Raw genomic sequence first — 14,700 nt, 5'->3', positions numbered from 1 at the left:
GCATGCCCGGCGTCGGCGCCCCCGCCGAGGCTCCGCCGGCGCCCGCCTCTGCGGAGCCCGCCGTCCTGGCGCCGCGCCGGGCCACCCGCCGCCTGCGGGTGGGCGACGTCGAGGTGGGCGGGGACGCCCCGGTGTCGGTGCAGTCGATGACCACGACCGTCACCGCCGACGTCGGCGCGACGCTCCAGCAGATCGCCGAGCTGACCGCCGCGGGCTGCCAGATCGTCCGCGTCGCCGTCCCCTCCCAGGACGACGCCGACGCGCTGCCGGCCATCGCCAGGCAGTCCACCATCCCGGTGGTCGCCGACATCCACTTCCAGCCCAAGTACGTCTTCAGCGCCATCGACGCGGGATGCGCCGCGGTGCGGGTCAACCCCGGCAACATCAGGGCGTTCGACGACAAGGTCCGTGAGATCGCCCGCGCCGCCTCCGGCGCGGGCGTCCCGATCAGGATCGGGGTGAACGCCGGGTCGCTCGACGGGCGGCTGCTGGCCAAACACGGCAGGGCCACCCCCGAGGCGCTCGTCGAGTCCGCCCTGTGGGAGTGCTCGCTGTTCGAGGAGCACGGTTTCGGCGACATCAAGATCTCCGTCAAGCACCACGACCCGCTCACGATGGTCGCCGCGTACCGGCTGCTGGCCGCTTCCTGCGACTACCCGCTGCACCTCGGCGTCACCGAGGCGGGTCCCGCGCTCCAGGGCACCGTCAAGTCCGCCGTCGCCTTCGGCGTCCTGCTCGCCGAGGGCATCGGGGACACCGTCCGCGTCTCCCTGTCGGCCCCTCCGGTGGAAGAGGTCAAGGCGGGGATCCAGATCCTGCAGTCCCTCGGCCTGCGGCCCCGGCGGCTGGAGATCGTCTCCTGCCCGTCCTGCGGCCGCGCCCAGGTCGACGTGTACCGGCTCACCGAACGGGTCGCCGCCGCCTTCGACGGCTTCCCCCTTCCCCTGCGGGTGGCCGTCATGGGCTGCGTGGTCAACGGCCCCGGAGAGGCCCGCGAGGCCGACCTCGGCGTGGCGAGCGGCAACGGCAAGGGCCAGATCTTCGTACGCGGCGCCGTCGTCGCCACCGTCCCCGAGTCGCAGATCGTGGAGGCGCTCCTGGAGGAGGCGACGCGCCTGGCCGAGGAGGCCGAACAGGACGAGACGGGCGACGGCCCTGAGCACACCACCCCCGGGAGGAACGGATGAGCACCACCGGCACGATGCCCACCGTCGACGCCGCCCCTCGCGCCCTGCTCGCCGAGACGGCCATGGATCCGATGGGCCAGGTCACCGCGTCGGTCTACGAGACCGCCCGGCTGGTGGCCTCGGCGCCGTGGCTGGCGGGCCACCTGCAGCGGATCGAGTTCCTCGTCCGGGGCCAGAACCCGGACGGAACCTGGGGAGGGCCCGGCGCGTACGTGCTCGTCCCCACCCTCAGCGCGGTGGAGGCCCTCCTCACCGTGATGGGCGCGGATCCGCCCGGCGGGCCGCCCGCCCGGCTCGACGGCGGCGTCGTGACCGCCACGCGGCGCGGCCTGGACGCGCTGTTCGCCCGGCTCGGCCCCGGGGCCGGGGAGAGCGCCCTGCCCGACACCATCGGCGCGGAGTTCCTCATTCCCTGGCTGGTCGGCGAGGTCAACCGGCATCTGGACGCGCTGGCGGAACATCCCCTCACCGGGCTGGACGTCTGGCGGGGATCGGGCCGCCTGGGCACGCCCGACGGGTGGAGCTCGGCGCCCCTCGACCTGCTGCGCGACGTCGCCGAGCGGGGCGAGGCGCTGCCCGCGAAGGTCTGGCACTCGCTGGAGGCGCTGGGACCGGCCGCCGCCCGTGCCCCGCAGGTGCGGGTCGTCGGCGGGGCCGTGGGGTGCTCGCCGGCCGCCACCGCGGCCTGGCTGGGACCGAAGGACGACGGCGAGCCGGCCTCGGACCGGCGTTCCGCGATCCTCTACCTGCGCGCCGTGCAGGCCAGGCACGGCGGCCCCGTCCCCGGCGTGACGCCGATCGACGTCTTCGAGCGGGCCTGGGTGCTCGCGGCGCTGGCCGAGGCCTTCCCCTCCCTGACGCCGCCGCCCGAGCTGGGCGACAGCCTGGAGGCCGTCCTCGGCGACCTCGGGGCGCCCGCGGGCGCGGGCCTGCCCCCCGACTCCGACGACACCGCCGGGGTGCTCCACGCCCTGAGGCTCATCGACCGCCCGCGCTCCGCCGAATGCCTGTGGACCTACGAGAGCGACACCTACTTCCGCTGCTTCGCGGGCGAGCGCACCCCCTCCACCAGCACCAACGCCCACATCCTGACGGCCTTCGGGGACCAGGCGGGCGACGGCGCCACCTCACCGGGACAGGCCCGCCTCCGGCAGGCGATCACCAAGATCTCCCACTGGCTGTGCGGGGAGCAACGCCCCGACGGCAGCTGGATCGACAAGTGGCACGCCTCCCCCTTCTACGCCACCGTGTGCTGCGTCTCGGCGCTCGCGCGGCACGGCGACGCCATGTGCGCCCCGGCGCTGCGCGCGGCCGTGGGATGGGTGCTCGACACCCAGCGGCCCGACGGGTCGTGGGGGCTGTGGTCCGGGACGTGCGAGGAGACGGCGTACGCCATGCAGACCCTGCTGAGGGCCTCGCGCCACGATGACGCGGTGAGCCGCGCGGTGCTGCGCGGCGACGCCTTCCTGGCCGGGCACGGCGACCACCGGGAGCACCCGCCCCTGTGGCACGACAAGGACCTCTACGCCCCCGTCGCGGTCGTGCGGGCCGAGGCGCTGGCCGCGCGGGCCCTGGCCCGCACCCGCTTTCCCGGGGAGTGGCGATGAGCGCCGTGCCCGTTTCCCGGGAAGCCGTTTCCCGGGAAACGGCTTCCGGGAAAACGGCGGTGAGTCCCGCGGCGGCCCTTCGGGGAACGGCGACGGGCCCCGCCGGGATCGGCGGTCCCGGCGCCTCGCCGGCCGGTTCGGAGGTGGCACCGTGAGCCTGAACAAGTACCGTTTCGCCCTGCGCACCCGGTCGTTCCTGGACGCCCACGCCGCGGACCGCACCGGCATGGTCGAGCTCAGCCCGGCGCCGGACCGGCAGCTGCTGGTATGGAACCCGGAGGCGGTCGGGGAGATCTTCCGCTCCGAGCGGCGGATGGTCCTGGAGGGCAGCGACACGCTGGGACCGCTGGTCGGGAGGCACTCCATGCTGTTCGCCAACGGGCAGCGGCACGCGGCGTACCGCAAGGTGGTCGGCACGGCGCTGCGCGGGCACCGGCTGGCCGCCTACCGCGGCGTCATCGCCGAGGCGACCGACGCCGCCCTCGGCTCGCTCGCCCCGGGCACGACGTTCTCCCTGCCCGAGTGGACCCGCGCGCTGACCCTCCGGATCATCGGCAGGATCGTCCTCGGCCACGCCGAGGACGAGACGCTCGGCCCGTTCACGAAGTGGGTGGAGTACACGCTCGGATCACGGGCCCGCACCCTGGCCTACCGGCACCTGCGCGGCCTCGGCCCCCTGCCCTCGCCGTGGCGGACCTTCCAGCGGGACAGGGCCGAGATCGTCGGCGACCTCCTGCGGGCCTCCCGGTCCGGGGGATCCCGGCAGGGGCGCGAGCCCGGCGGAAAGGCCGCGGAAAGGACCGGCGAACCGCCGGCGATCGCCGGCCTGCTGACCTCGGGGGAGGAACCCCTCGGCCCGATGGGCGACGAGGAACTCTCCGACCAGCTGATCTCCCTGCTGTTCGCGGGCCACGAGACGACCGCGTCCGCGATCGCCTGGACCCTGTTCTGGCTGCACCGCGACGAGCGCGTCCGCCACGACGTGCTGGCGGAGCTGGAGGCGACGACCGACGACGGCTCCACCACCGAGGCCGTGCCCCTGCTGAACGCGGTCTGCCAGGAGGCGCTGCGGATCTCCCCTCCCGCCACGGTCGCCGGCAACCGGATGCTCACCTCGGACTGGCGGCTGCTCGACCGGCCCGAGCCCGCGGGCACCCGCCTCACGCCGTGCATCGCCCTCGCCCACCGCAGCCCCGAGATCTACCCGGATCCGGGGCGCTTCGACCCCGGGCGGTTCCTGGGCGCCCCCCGGCACGCCCAGGAGTACCTTCCCTTCGGCGGCGGGACCCGCCGCTGCCTCGGCGCGAACCTGGCCATGCTGGAGATGCGGATGGTCGTCGCGGCGGTGCTGCGCCGGCACGACCTGCGCTGTCTCAATCCCGAAGCCGCCGTGCCGCACCTGCGCGGGCCAGCCATGGGACCGGGACCGCTCAGGATGGCGGTCGGCGGCTGCCCCATGCGGGCGGGACGGCCGCGCCCCGCGCCACCGGCCGGTGAGAGCGAGGTGCGGGCATGACCGGGACGACCACGCCGGTCCGGCCGATGACCCGGGGGCGGGCGGCGCTCCGCATCCACCGGCTCGAATATCCCTTCCCCGCCGTGTACGCCTGCCACGTGCTGTGGGGCGCCTGCTTCGCGATGACCTCCCCCGGGCAGTTGCTCGCCGTTCCCGTGCTGGTCACGCTGCTGGCCAACCTGCTCGGCATCATCTCGCAGAACCCGCTGAACGCGGCGCTGGACGTCCGCGCGGACACCAGCACACAGGGCAAGGGCGACATCGCCGACGCGACGCGACTGCTCGGCCCGCGCGCCGCCTTCCGGTGGGCCGCCGCGGAGATGGCCCTCGCGCTGGGACTGGCGGCCGCGGTCTCGGTGTGGCTCGCCCGCCCCGCCGTGGTGATCGGCGTGGCGCTGGCGATCGTCCTGCACCTGCTCTACAACCTCGAACCCGTCCGGTTGAAGAGCAGGGGCTACGCCAACCCGGCCTACTTCGGCCTGACCTTCGCCCTGCTGCCCTGCGTGTCGACGTACTCGGCGATCCGCCCGGACATCCCGGTGCCGGTCTGGCTGGTGTTCGCCGGTCTGGCGGTGCTGCTCTTCGGGCGCTCGCTGTGGTGGTCGATCCCCGACCGGACCGGGGACGCCCTCGCGGGCGACCGCCCGCCGGCCGTGCGGCACGGCGCCCGCGTCGCGCTGCTGGTGGCCTGCGCGGGTACGGTGACGGCGCTGGCACTGATCGGCTGGGGGCTGCTGTGGCTCTACGGACCCGCCTGGGCGCTGCTGGGCGTCGCCGCCTGCGGCGCCTTCCTCGTCGACAAGCTGGGCCTGCTGCGCGGCATCTCCGACGAGAACCTCCCCGACGAGACGTCGATGCGAAGGCGCAGCCTGTCGCTGGTCCTCGCGGCCGACCTGCTGCTGGTGGTGATCCCCGTCATCCTCGTCGTCGCCCGGTGAGCACCTCCCTCATCCCTTGACCGCGCCCACGAGGCCGTTGACGAAGTAGCGCTGCAGCAGGAGGAAGAGCGCGATGACCGGGATGACGATGATCAGCGACGCGGCCATGACCTCGTTGTAGTGCGGCACGTCGCCCGACAGCAGGGTCTCCAGGCCGAGCGGCAGCGTGTAGAGGGAGGGGTCGTTGAGGGACACCCGCGTGAGGACGTACTCGTTCCAGGTCGGCACCGCGGTCAGCACCGCGACCGTGATGAGGGTGGGCCGGGCGAGCGGCAGGTAGACCGACCAGAAGATCCGGAACTCCCGCGCACCGTCCGCGCGGGCGGCCTCGCGCAGCTCCCGGGGGATCCCGCTGAAGCCGTTGGTGAGCAGCAGCACCGTCAGCGGGGCGGTGCCGTTGACGAACGGCAGGACCAGGCCCAGGTGCGAGCCCAGGATGCCGAGGTTCTTCTCCAGGATCACCACGGGGAGCAGCACCGTGATGCCCGGCACGAACAACAGCGAGACGAAGAACCAGAAGAGCACCTTCCTGCCGGGGAAGTCCAGCACCGCGAAGGCGTACGAGGCGAGGCTGTAGACCACCAGCACCCCGGCGACGGTCATCGCGGTGACCTGGAGGCTGTTGAGGAAGTAGTCGAAGAAGCGCAGGCGGCTCCACGTGGCCACCAGGGTGTCCAGGGTGGGGTCGGCCGGGATGAGGTTGCCGCCCCGCAGGATCTCCTCCCTGGTCTTGAAGGCGCCGGACAGCATCCACAGGAACGGGTACAGGCTGATGAGCGCGTACGCCACCAGGGCGGTGCGGGCGACGGTCCTCACGATGCGTGACCCGATCATCGGATCCTCCTGAGCAGGCGCGCGTTGACCAGGGTGAGCAGCAGGGCACCGGCGAAGAGCAGCCAGCCCAGCGCGCTGGCCATCCCCAGGGTCTGGGCGAGGCCCTTCATGAACGAGAGCCGGTAGACCTGCAGGCCGAGCACGTCGGTGTGCCCGCCGGGCCCGCCGTTCGTCATGATCAGAAAGATCTGGAAGCCGTGCAGCGCGTCCCGCACGCCGAGCAGCACGATGGCCGCGGTGAGGGGCGTCAGCAGCGGCCAGACGATGCGGCGCAGCACCTGGCGCGGCGCGGCCCCGTCGATCTGGGCCGCCTCGATCACGTTGGGGTCGATGGCCTGCAGGCCGCTGAGGTAGAGCAGGGTCGCGACGGGAACGCTCGACCAGACCAGGATCAGGATCAGCGTGGGAAGCGCGGTGTCCGGGTTGCCGAGGAAGCCCTGCGGCTGCGACAGGCTGCCCAGACCGAGGGACCGCAGCAGGACGTTGATCGCCCCGTCGGGCTCCAGCACGTAGCGCCAGGCGTAGTAGACCGCGATGCCGGTGGTGACGTAGGGCAGGAAGTACACCGAGCGCAGCACCCCGCGCAGCCGCTTGACGGAGTTCAGCGCGACCGCGAGCGGGAGCGAGACGGCCACCGTGAGCGCCGGGACGGCCACCATGACCTGGAAGGTGTTCCAGGCCGCCCGGCGCAGCTCGGGGGCGAGCGCCGGGTCGGCGTACAGCAGGTCGAGGTAGTTCTGGAAACCGGTCCACTTCCACTCGGGGGTGAACCCGTTCCACTTGGCGAAGCTCAGCGCGAAGCCGGTGCCGATGGTGTAGACGCCCATCAGCAGGAACAGCGCCACCGCGGGCAGGACGAAGGCCCAGCCGGTCAGCCACCGCCCCCACCGGCTCCGGCTCCGGCCGCAGTCACGGCGGGGCGCCTCCTCAGGGAGCCGCCCCGCGCGATCCTCGGTGGTGAGGGTGCTCACTTCGTGGACTTCCACATGGAGCCCATGATCTTGTCCATCTCCGGCCCGGCCTGCTGCGGGGTGACCTCCTTGAGCGGCGTCAGCCTGACCATCAGGTTCCCGGGCTTGACCTGGTCGTAGTCGGAGGGGAAGAAGGTGGTGTCACCGGCCTCGTAGGTGGCCTCCGGGGCGCCGGTGAAGTACTTCTGCAGCGACGCGAGGTCGGGACCGAGCAGGGTCTCGGCCTCCGTGCCGAGGTCGGTCGCCGGCAGGTCGAGCGAGGTCTTGGCGACGATGCCCGCACCCTTGGGCGAGGTCACGAAGTCCAGCCACTTGACCGCCGCCTCCCGGTTCTTGCTGGTGGCGGTGACGCCGAGGGAGGTGAGCGCCAGGGGCGCCATCACGATCTCCTTGTTGAGCCCCTCCGAGGACGGCGGGATCGGGAAGGCGAGCACCTTGTCGGGGGTCATCCCGTTCTGCGCGAGGAACGCCAGGGTGAAGGTGCCGCCGATGTTGAAGGCGGACTTGCCCTGCGCGAAGGCGACGTCCGCCTCGTCGATGCCGAGCGACGTCGTCCCGGGCATCCAGTACGGGGTGAGCTCGCTGTACAGCTCCAGCGTCTTGATCCCGTCGGGCGAGCCGAAGCCCTGCGCGGTGCCCTTGGCGAACAGCGCGTGGAACCTCTCCTTGCCCAGGTAGGAGTGGGCCAGCGGCTGGTAGGCCCAGTTGAAGCCGGTCTGGGTGACCTTCAGGCCGAGGGAGAGGCCGCCCTGCTCGGGGTCCTCGTCCGTGGTCGCCTTGAGCGCGGCGAGGAAGTCCTCCCACGTCTTCGGCGGCGTGTCCGGGTCGAGCCCGGCGGCCTTCAGCTTCTCCTTGTTCGCGTAGACGATGCCGAACGCGCCGGCCGTGAACGGCACGCTGAACAGGGTGTTCGCCTTGACCTGCTTGAACGGCGAGTCGTTGGCCGCGAGGTCGATCCTCTTCTGGGTCATCAGCCCGGCCTCGCGGGTGGTCGGCAGCAGCCGCTGCTTCCAGGCGTCGGAGACGTCGGCGGCCAGGTCGACCAGGAGGCCCGAGGAGCCCATCTCGAGGTCCTCGCCGCCCGCGTGCATCTCCAGCACGTCCGGCAGGTCGCCGGTCTGCGCGGAGCTCTGCACCTTGCTGACGAACACGTCGTCGGGGGTGATCGCCTCGATGGTGACGGCGATGCCCGTCTCGGTCTTGAACTGCTCGGCGGCCTTGGCCAGGGCGTCGGCGTGGGTCCGCTTGAACGTCCACATCTTCAGCGTCCGGCCGGCGGCCGCCTGCCCGCCCTGGTCACCACTCTGGCCACCGCTCTGTCCCGCGCCCGAGCAGGCGGCCGCGGTGAGACCCACCGCGAGCGCCAGACCGGCGGCGAGAACCCGCTTGCCTGCCTTCATGTCGCTTCCTTCCCCACTGCTGCGGTGCGTGCGGCACGGTCCGCACATGACGGTCCGGTGCTCCCGCGTCTGGCGGGCTCCGGCACCCGGCGGGCGCGGTCAGGTGATCGGTGTGGGCCGGTTGGCATCGGCATCGTCACTTCCTCGGGGGGTCGCGGAGGATGAGTCCGGGCTCTCGCCCGTGCCCCGGGGGGGATCCGGATCACGAGGCGACATCCGCGCAAATCGTTAAGATTGGTTCCGAAACTTACACGCAACACAGCGCGTGTCAAGGGTCACGCCGGGGCGGAGGAGGGACGGCGGCACACGCGGCGGAGCGTTCAGGCCGACCGGCGGCGGACCAGCCTGGCCGGGATGACCGTCTCGGCGGAGGGCTGCGCCGCCCCGCCCCGCAGCCGTTCCAGCAGGCGTCGGGCACACGCCTGGCCGATCTCCCTGGCCGGGTTGGCCATGGTGGTCAGTCCCGGCGAGACGAGGCTCGCCGCCTCGATGTCGTCGAACCCCATGACGGCCAGGTCCGCGGGAACGCGCAGCCCCCGCTCCTCGGCCGTGTCGAGCGCGCCGATGGCCATGATGTCGTTGGCGCACAGCACGGCGTCCGGAGGTTCGGGCAGGTCGAGCAGGCGGGCGGTGCCCGAGGACCCGCCCGCCCGGCTGAAGTGCGTGTGCGCCACGAGCCGGGGATCGGCGTCCGCGCCGGCGGCCAGCAGCGCGGAACGGTAGCCCGCGACGCGCTCGGCCGCGGGCCCCTCCGCGTGCGGGCCGCAGACGAAGCCGATCCTGCGGTAGCCGCGTTCCAGCAGGTAGCGGGTGGCCTCGGCGGCCCCGCCCTCGTCGTCGCTGTGCACGACGTCGACACCGGCCTGGACCAGGCGGCCCCCGAGCCGCACGACGGGGATGCCCGCCCCGATGACGGGCAGCAGGTCCTCGGCGTGCGTGTGGAAGACCGCGAAGGCGAGACCGTCCACCTGCCGGGCGATCATCTGCTCGATGGCGGCGCGCTCCAGCTCCCGGTCGCCGTCGGTGTTGCTGATGATCTCGTCGTAGCCCGCCGGTCCCAGCACGTCCTGGAGCCCGCGCGCCAGCGCCGGGTAGAAGGGGTTGGTGATGTCCGGGATGATCAGCCCGATCGTCTGGCTCCTGCTCGTGCGCAGCCCGCGGGCGAGGACGTTGGGCCGGTACCCCAGCTGGTCGATCGCGGCCAGCACGCGCCGCCGCGTCTCGTCGGCCACCGGGCGGCGCCCGTTCAGCGCGTGCGACACCGTGGTCGCGCTCACCCCCGCGAGCTGCGCCACCCTGGTGATGCTGGGACGGTCACCGCGGACCGGCCCGCGAACGTCCAGGCCCGCGGCGCCGGCCTCCCCGCCTCCGGCCCCAGCGCGCCCCTCCGCCCCATGACCTTCCCGCGCTTCCCGCGACTGCCGTGCCTGCCGCGCTCCCTGCGCGGGCTCATCCGCCGGGGGCCGCGCCGCCCCGGCGGGCGGGGCCTTCCGCGGGCCGCCACGCGCGAGGTCCCGCGGGTCCTGGCCCGGCAGGTCACGGTCGAGCGGCTCGCGGTCCGGCAGGTCACGGAGCGGGTCGCGGCCGGACGGGTCACGGGAGAGGAGGTCGAGTGCCGCGTCCAGCTCGCGGCGCCCGAGGTCCGCGGCGTCCTCGAAGGCGGCACCGGCGGCGATCCTGAGCAGGGTGGACTCCCAGACCTCGCGGACGGCGGCCAGGACGAGCGCGGCCACGACCCCGGCCCCGAGGCCTCCTCCCGCGCCGGGGCCTCCCGCGTCGAGGCCGTCTGCTCCCGCGCCGGACTCGATCGCCTCGCGCAGCGCGTGCTCCTGTCCCGCGAACATCTCCCGGGAGTACGACCGCAGTGCCGGGCTGTCCCGGTAGATCCGCGCGTGGACGGCGACCGTCCCGGCGTCGGCCGCGTCGGCCGCGTCGGCCGCGTCGCCCGCGTCGCCCGTGCTCTTCCCCGCGTCGGGCGAGGTCCGGGCCATGACGCGGCGGATCGCGTCGACGGGCCGCTCCCCCGCCGCGCGCTCCCGCAGCGCCAGCTCGGGAGCGGGCCACCCGAGCGGATCCGCCTCGAAGAAGATCTGCTCCTTGACCGGGAAGTGGTTGAAGACCGTCTTGGTCGAGACGTCGGCCATCGCCGCTATCTCGGCCACCGTCACGGCCTCGAAGCCGCGCTCGGCGAACAGGCGGCGTGCCGTGCCCGCGATGGCACGCCGCGTCTCCCCTTTCCTCCGCTCACGCCGCGTGGGGGGTCGCTCCTCGGAGGGTGCCGGGACCATGGGCAGATCTTACATCGACACACTCCTTACACCCACTATAAGTTTCTCAGGGCGGCTCGATGCCGCCGTCGGGCCGGCGCACCCGGGCCGACCAGCGCTCGTGGAGGTGCTCCAGCGGCTGGTACTTCGCCGCCAGCGCCTCGTCCAGGTCGATCCCCCAGCCGGGCGCGTCGTTCGGGTAGAGGTATCCGTTGACGGGACCGATCGTGCCGGGGAAGACCTCGTGGACGGCCTCGGGATACAGGTGCCCCTCCTGGATCTGGAAGGCGGGGGTGGTCACGTCGAGCGCCACGTTGGCGGCGGCGCCCACCGGCGAGACGTCCGCGGGCGAGTGCCAGGCGGTGCCCACGCCGGTCAGCTCGCAGAGCGCGACCAGTTTGCGCGCGGGGGTGAGCCCGCCCACCGACGAGACGTGCAGCCGCAGCAGGTCGACGCCGCCCTCGCGGACGATCCTGGCCGCGTCGGCGACGGAGCTGAGCTGCTCGCCCGCCGCGATGGGCATCGGAGCGGCCTCGCGGACCTCGGGCAGGCGGTCGTAGAACTCCGGCGCTATCGGATCCTCCAGGAAGAAGAGCCGGTACGGTTCGAGCGCCCGCGCGAGGGCGATCGCCTGCTTGGGAGTGAGCCGGGAGTGCACGTCGTGCATCAGGCCCGGCTCCTCCCCCAGCTCCCGGCGGGCGCGCTCGAACAGCTTCGGGGTGTCGCGCAGGTAGCGCTGCACGTCCCACCCGTCGGGGTACGGGGAGCCGGGGTAGCCGCCCGGCGAGCCCGGCGAGCCGTAGTGGCCGAGCCCGGGCGCGCCCGTCTGGAGCCGCACGTGGCGGTACCCGGACGCCAGGATCGCCTGGGCCTCCTCGATCGTCTCCTCCACGGTGGCCGCGCCCGCGTGCAGGTAGGTGTCGGCCGCGGCGCGCACCCGGCCGCCGAGGAGCTCGTACACGGGCATGCCCGCGCGCTTGCCCGCGATGTCCCAGAGCGCCTGGTCCACCCCCGACAGGGCGCTGTTCAGGACCGGGCCGCCCCTCCAGTAGGAGGAGAAGTGCACCATCCTGGTGATGTCCTCGATGTCGGCGGGGTGGCGGCCGATCAGAAGGGGGCCGACGTGGTGCTCCACCGCGGCGGCCACGGCGTGGAAGCGCTGGGTGAAGGTCGCGCAGCCCAGGCCGTACAGGCCGGGGTCGCTGGTGTCGACCCGGACCACCACGAGGGGCACGCCCTCGGGGGCGGTGACGATCGGCCGCACCCCCGTGACGCGGAGGGCGTCCCTGGCGGGCCAGGGTGCCTGGGTCTCTGGCATGGGAAGGGATGTCACGCGGCCTCCGCGGCGTCCGGTACGGGAAGGGTGGTCACGCGGTCTCCGCCGCGTCCGGCACCGGGAAGGGGTACCGGACGGTGAGGCCGAGCAGGCGCCTGGCCTCCCCCAGGTCGACGGGGACGGCCCTGCCCGGCAGCGGGGCCCGCCGCTCCACCCCGGGGTGGAAGCGGTCGAGCAGTTCCTCGGTGGGCTGCGGGGCCAGCGTGTCCTCGGCCGTCACGAAGATCGCGCGGTAGCCCTCGATCGGCCGGGTGAGCGCCTGCCAGACGGCGAGGGCTGCGTCCCTGCCGTCGAGGTAGGTCCACAGCTCGGCGGCGCCGGAGCCGGGGTCCTCCGCGTACTCCCGCGCACGCTTGTCGAGCTTGTCGCCCGGCCCGCCGAGCAGGGGGAAGCGCAGCGCGACGACCGTCATGCCGTAGCGGCGCGCCATCATCGCCGCGGTCGCCTCGTCGGCCTGCTTCGACAGCCCGTACGGGTCCTCGACCTGCAGGGGCAGCGCCTCGTCGATCGGGAGGTAGGCCGGGTGCAGCGGGCGCGAGGCCCAGGGGAAGCCGAGCACGGAGTAACTGCTCGCGATGGCGGCCCGCCGCACCCCCGCCCGGCCCGCCTCCTCCAGGACCACGAAGGTCGCCCGGGTGTTGCCGCAGAAGACCTCCTCGGGCGTGCCGAGGACCGGGGCCGGGATCGCGGCGAAGTGCGCGACGGCGTCCACGCCGTCGAGCGCGTCGCGCACCGTCGCCGGGTCTCCCACGTCCCCGACGACCACCCGTCCCGCCACCGGCCCGCCCGGTTCGCGGAGGTCGAGGGCGGTGACGGCCACGCCCCGGTGCGCGAGCAGGTCGAGCATGAGCCGCCCCAGCCTGCCCGCGGCCCCCGTCACCAGGACCCGCCCGGGAACCTCACTCATGCGTCACCACCTGCGGTCGGGAAGGACGCACCGGTGTCGCAAATCGATTTGTACATATGGAGTCAGCTTGCTACCCCGCCATTGCCGTGTCAATAGCGGCGCGATCCGGCCGACCCGCGAGGGCGTTCCCGGCCGGCCCTCGGCGTGATCCGCCTAACCCGCGGCGCGATCCGCGAGCGGGCGCCGCCGCTGTGCGGTGTCGGTCAGCGAGGGCGGGCGCCAGGCGCCGTCAGGGCTGTACAGGCTGGTCCCGGGCGGCACGATCTCGTCGATCCGGTCGAGGGTCGCGTCGTCGAGGGTGAGCGCCATAAGGGTTTCCGATAAGACCTTTAAATGTTAGGAAACTTTCCTAAAAATATTGACGGACCGTTGTCGCGATGTGTTGGATGGGCGGTCATCGAGGCCACCGGCCGAGACCTCTCGCCACCCCCTTGGCCTGTCAGGCCAGCGAGGAGCTCCACATGCTCAGACGCATCCGAACGACGGCAGCCGCGATCCTGGGTGCCACGGCTCTCGCCGTCACCACTCTCTCCGCCCCCGCGGCCGGCGCCGCACCGCCGCCGAACCTCCCGGCCGCGCGGGCACAGGCCGCCCCGGCGACCTTCACCCACCCCGGAGTCCTGGTCAGCAGGCCACAGCTCGACTTCATCCGGGCGAAGGTCAACGCCGGCGCCCAGCCGTGGAAGGGCGCCTTCGACCAGATGATGGGGCATTCCCTGGCGTCGCTGTCGCGGACCCCCAAGCCGCGCGCGATCGTGGAGTGCGGCTCCTACTCCAACCCCAACAACGGCTGCACCGACGAGCGCCAGGACGCGCTCGCCGCGTACACCATGGCGCTGGCCTGGTACATCACGCAGGACAGCAGGTACGCCCAGAAGGCCATCCAGATCATGGACGCCTGGTCCGCGGTGATCAGGGACCACACCAACAGCAACGCCCCGCTGCAGACCGGATGGGCCGGGTCCTCATGGCCCAGGGCCGCCGAGATCATCCGCTACACCTACACCGGCTGGTCCGCCGCCTCCGTCAGCCGCTTCTCCACCATGCTGCGCACCGTCTACCTGCCGAAGATCATCAACGGTTCCAACAGCAACGGCAACTGGGAACTGAGCATGATGGAGGCCGCGCTCGGCATCTCCGTCTTCCTCGAGGACCGGGTGAGCTACGACAAGGCCGTGGCCAAGTTCCGCGGGCGGGTGCCGGCCTTCATCTACATCTCGTCCGACGGCGCGCTCCCCAAGGCGCCTCCGGGGAGCGGCATCGACACCCGCGCCGAGATCATCAACTACTGGCAGGGCCAGTCCACCTTCATGGACGGCCTCACCCAGGAGACCTGCCGCGACTTCACCCACACCGGGTACGGGCTGTCGGCCATCTCGCACTTCGCCGAGACCACCAGGATCCAGGGGCAGGACCTCTACCCGGAGATCAGCGAGCGGCTGCGCCACGCGCTGGGCATGCAGGCGAAGTACCAGCTCGGCGCCGCCGTGCCGTCCTCGCTGTGCGGAGGCACCCTCCACCTCGGGCTGGGCCCGATCACCGAGGTCGGCTTCAACGCCCTGAACACCCGGATGGGCATCGCGATGACGAACACCCAGCGTCTCACCGAGCAGCAGCGCCCGGCCGGGACGAACGTCCTCTTCGTCGCCTGGGAGACCCTGACCCACGCCGCCAACCCCAACTGACACCGACACCCCAGGGGCCGAGCCCGGTCGACGTGGCTCGGCCCCTCCCGCG

General features: G+C 72.9%; 12 protein-coding genes. 5 read left to right on the top strand and 7 right to left on the bottom strand.

What is annotated here, in order from left to right:
- The first annotated feature begins 2 nt into the window (after positions 1 to 2).
- From ispG to ACTOQ1_RS40555, 4 genes are all read left to right on the top strand, one after another.
- A complete protein-coding gene (gene ispG, locus ACTOQ1_RS40570) occupies positions 3 to 1,187 on the top strand; it encodes a flavodoxin-dependent (E)-4-hydroxy-3-methylbut-2-enyl-diphosphate synthase (RefSeq protein ID WP_440073676.1) in 1,185 nt (394 codons plus the stop codon).
- The gene (locus ACTOQ1_RS40565) at positions 1,184 to 2,794 is read left to right on the top strand and encodes a prenyltransferase/squalene oxidase repeat-containing protein (RefSeq protein WP_440073656.1); all 1,611 of its coding nucleotides are present in this window, start codon (positions 1,184 to 1,186) and stop codon (positions 2,792 to 2,794) included. Before ispG ends, ACTOQ1_RS40565 begins: the two co-directional genes overlap by 4 nt.
- Before the next feature lie 151 nt (positions 2,795 to 2,945).
- A complete protein-coding gene (locus ACTOQ1_RS40560) occupies positions 2,946 to 4,310 on the top strand; it encodes a cytochrome P450 (RefSeq protein ID WP_440073654.1) in 1,365 nt (454 codons plus the stop codon).
- A complete protein-coding gene (locus ACTOQ1_RS40555; protein ID WP_440073652.1) occupies positions 4,307 to 5,248 on the top strand; it encodes a UbiA prenyltransferase family protein in 942 nt (313 codons plus the stop codon). Before ACTOQ1_RS40560 ends, ACTOQ1_RS40555 begins: the two co-directional genes overlap by 4 nt.
- A gap of 9 nt (positions 5,249 to 5,257) precedes the next feature.
- Here ACTOQ1_RS40555 and ACTOQ1_RS40550 read toward each other — a convergent pair whose 3' ends face one another.
- The 7 genes from ACTOQ1_RS40550 to ACTOQ1_RS40520 all read right to left on the bottom strand — a co-directional run bounded on the left by ACTOQ1_RS40550 (position 5,258) and on the right by ACTOQ1_RS40520 (position 13,272).
- Positions 5,258 to 6,082, bottom strand: a complete 825-nt coding sequence (locus ACTOQ1_RS40550) for a carbohydrate ABC transporter permease (protein WP_440073650.1) — start codon at positions 6,080 to 6,082, stop codon at positions 5,258 to 5,260.
- On the bottom strand, positions 6,079 to 7,053 hold the full coding sequence (locus ACTOQ1_RS40545) for a carbohydrate ABC transporter permease (RefSeq protein WP_440073648.1): 975 nt from the start codon (positions 7,051 to 7,053) through the stop codon (positions 6,079 to 6,081). The genes ACTOQ1_RS40550 and ACTOQ1_RS40545 overlap by 4 nt, the downstream gene beginning before the upstream one ends.
- Positions 7,050 to 8,453 (bottom strand): ABC transporter substrate-binding protein, encoded by a 1,404-nt coding sequence (locus tag ACTOQ1_RS40540; protein WP_440073646.1) that lies wholly within the window; start codon positions 8,451 to 8,453, stop codon positions 7,050 to 7,052. The genes ACTOQ1_RS40545 and ACTOQ1_RS40540 overlap by 4 nt, the downstream gene beginning before the upstream one ends.
- A 320-nt stretch (positions 8,454 to 8,773) precedes the next feature.
- Positions 8,774 to 10,741, bottom strand: coding sequence for a substrate-binding domain-containing protein (locus ACTOQ1_RS40535; RefSeq protein ID WP_440073645.1), 1,968 nt, complete (start codon positions 10,739 to 10,741; stop codon positions 8,774 to 8,776).
- Positions 10,742 to 10,787: 46 nt separating this feature from the next.
- The gene (locus ACTOQ1_RS40530) at positions 10,788 to 12,038 is read right to left on the bottom strand and encodes an enolase C-terminal domain-like protein (RefSeq protein WP_440073644.1); all 1,251 of its coding nucleotides are present in this window, start codon (positions 12,036 to 12,038) and stop codon (positions 10,788 to 10,790) included.
- A gap of 49 nt (positions 12,039 to 12,087) precedes the next feature.
- On the bottom strand, positions 12,088 to 12,963 hold the full coding sequence (locus tag ACTOQ1_RS40525) for an NAD-dependent epimerase/dehydratase family protein (protein ID WP_440073643.1): 876 nt from the start codon (positions 12,961 to 12,963) through the stop codon (positions 12,088 to 12,090).
- A 153-nt stretch (positions 12,964 to 13,116) separates the two neighbouring features.
- Positions 13,117 to 13,272 carry a hypothetical protein gene (locus tag ACTOQ1_RS40520; protein WP_440073642.1) on the bottom strand — a complete coding sequence of 52 codons (156 nt, stop codon included), beginning with the start codon at positions 13,270 to 13,272 and terminating at the stop codon, positions 13,117 to 13,119.
- A 152-nt stretch (positions 13,273 to 13,424) separates the two neighbouring features.
- Between ACTOQ1_RS40520 and ACTOQ1_RS40515 the strand changes: the two genes are divergently transcribed.
- Positions 13,425 to 14,648: an alginate lyase family protein gene (locus tag ACTOQ1_RS40515; RefSeq protein ID WP_440073640.1), complete on the top strand. Its 1,224-nt coding sequence runs from the start codon at positions 13,425 to 13,427 to the stop codon at positions 14,646 to 14,648.
- Positions 14,649 to 14,700 lie beyond the last annotated feature (52 nt).

It is taken from the genome of Streptosporangium sp. OZ121 (genome assembly GCF_051918885.1).
Classification (GTDB): domain Bacteria; phylum Actinomycetota; class Actinomycetes; order Streptosporangiales; family Streptosporangiaceae; genus Streptosporangium.
The sequence above is the reverse complement of the archived record's forward strand: the minus strand, read 5'-3'. Positions and strand labels throughout refer to the sequence as shown.

What these genes read in the sequence shown, in the direction of transcription:
- ispG (WP_440073676.1), top strand. Translation starts at nt 3, where the DNA reads ATGCCCGGCGTCGGCGCCCCCGCCGAGGCTCCGCCGGCGCCCGCCTCT.
- ACTOQ1_RS40565 (WP_440073656.1), top strand. Translation starts at nt 1,184, where the DNA reads ATGAGCACCACCGGCACGATGCCCACCGTCGACGCCGCCCCTCGCGCC.
- ACTOQ1_RS40555 (WP_440073652.1), top strand. Translation starts at nt 4,307, where the DNA reads ATGACCGGGACGACCACGCCGGTCCGGCCGATGACCCGGGGGCGGGCG.
- ACTOQ1_RS40550 (WP_440073650.1), bottom strand. Translation starts at nt 6,082, where the DNA reads ATGATCGGGTCACGCATCGTGAGGACCGTCGCCCGCACCGCCCTGGTG.
- ACTOQ1_RS40540 (WP_440073646.1), bottom strand. Translation starts at nt 8,453, where the DNA reads ATGAAGGCAGGCAAGCGGGTTCTCGCCGCCGGTCTGGCGCTCGCGGTG.
- ACTOQ1_RS40535 (WP_440073645.1), bottom strand. Translation starts at nt 10,741, where the DNA reads ATGGTCCCGGCACCCTCCGAGGAGCGACCCCCCACGCGGCGTGAGCGG.
- ACTOQ1_RS40530 (WP_440073644.1), bottom strand. Translation starts at nt 12,038, where the DNA reads ATGCCAGAGACCCAGGCACCCTGGCCCGCCAGGGACGCCCTCCGCGTC.
- ACTOQ1_RS40525 (WP_440073643.1), bottom strand. Translation starts at nt 12,963, where the DNA reads ATGAGTGAGGTTCCCGGGCGGGTCCTGGTGACGGGGGCCGCGGGCAGG.
- ACTOQ1_RS40520 (WP_440073642.1), bottom strand. Translation starts at nt 13,272, where the DNA reads ATGGCGCTCACCCTCGACGACGCGACCCTCGACCGGATCGACGAGATC.
- ACTOQ1_RS40515 (WP_440073640.1), top strand. Translation starts at nt 13,425, where the DNA reads ATGCTCAGACGCATCCGAACGACGGCAGCCGCGATCCTGGGTGCCACG.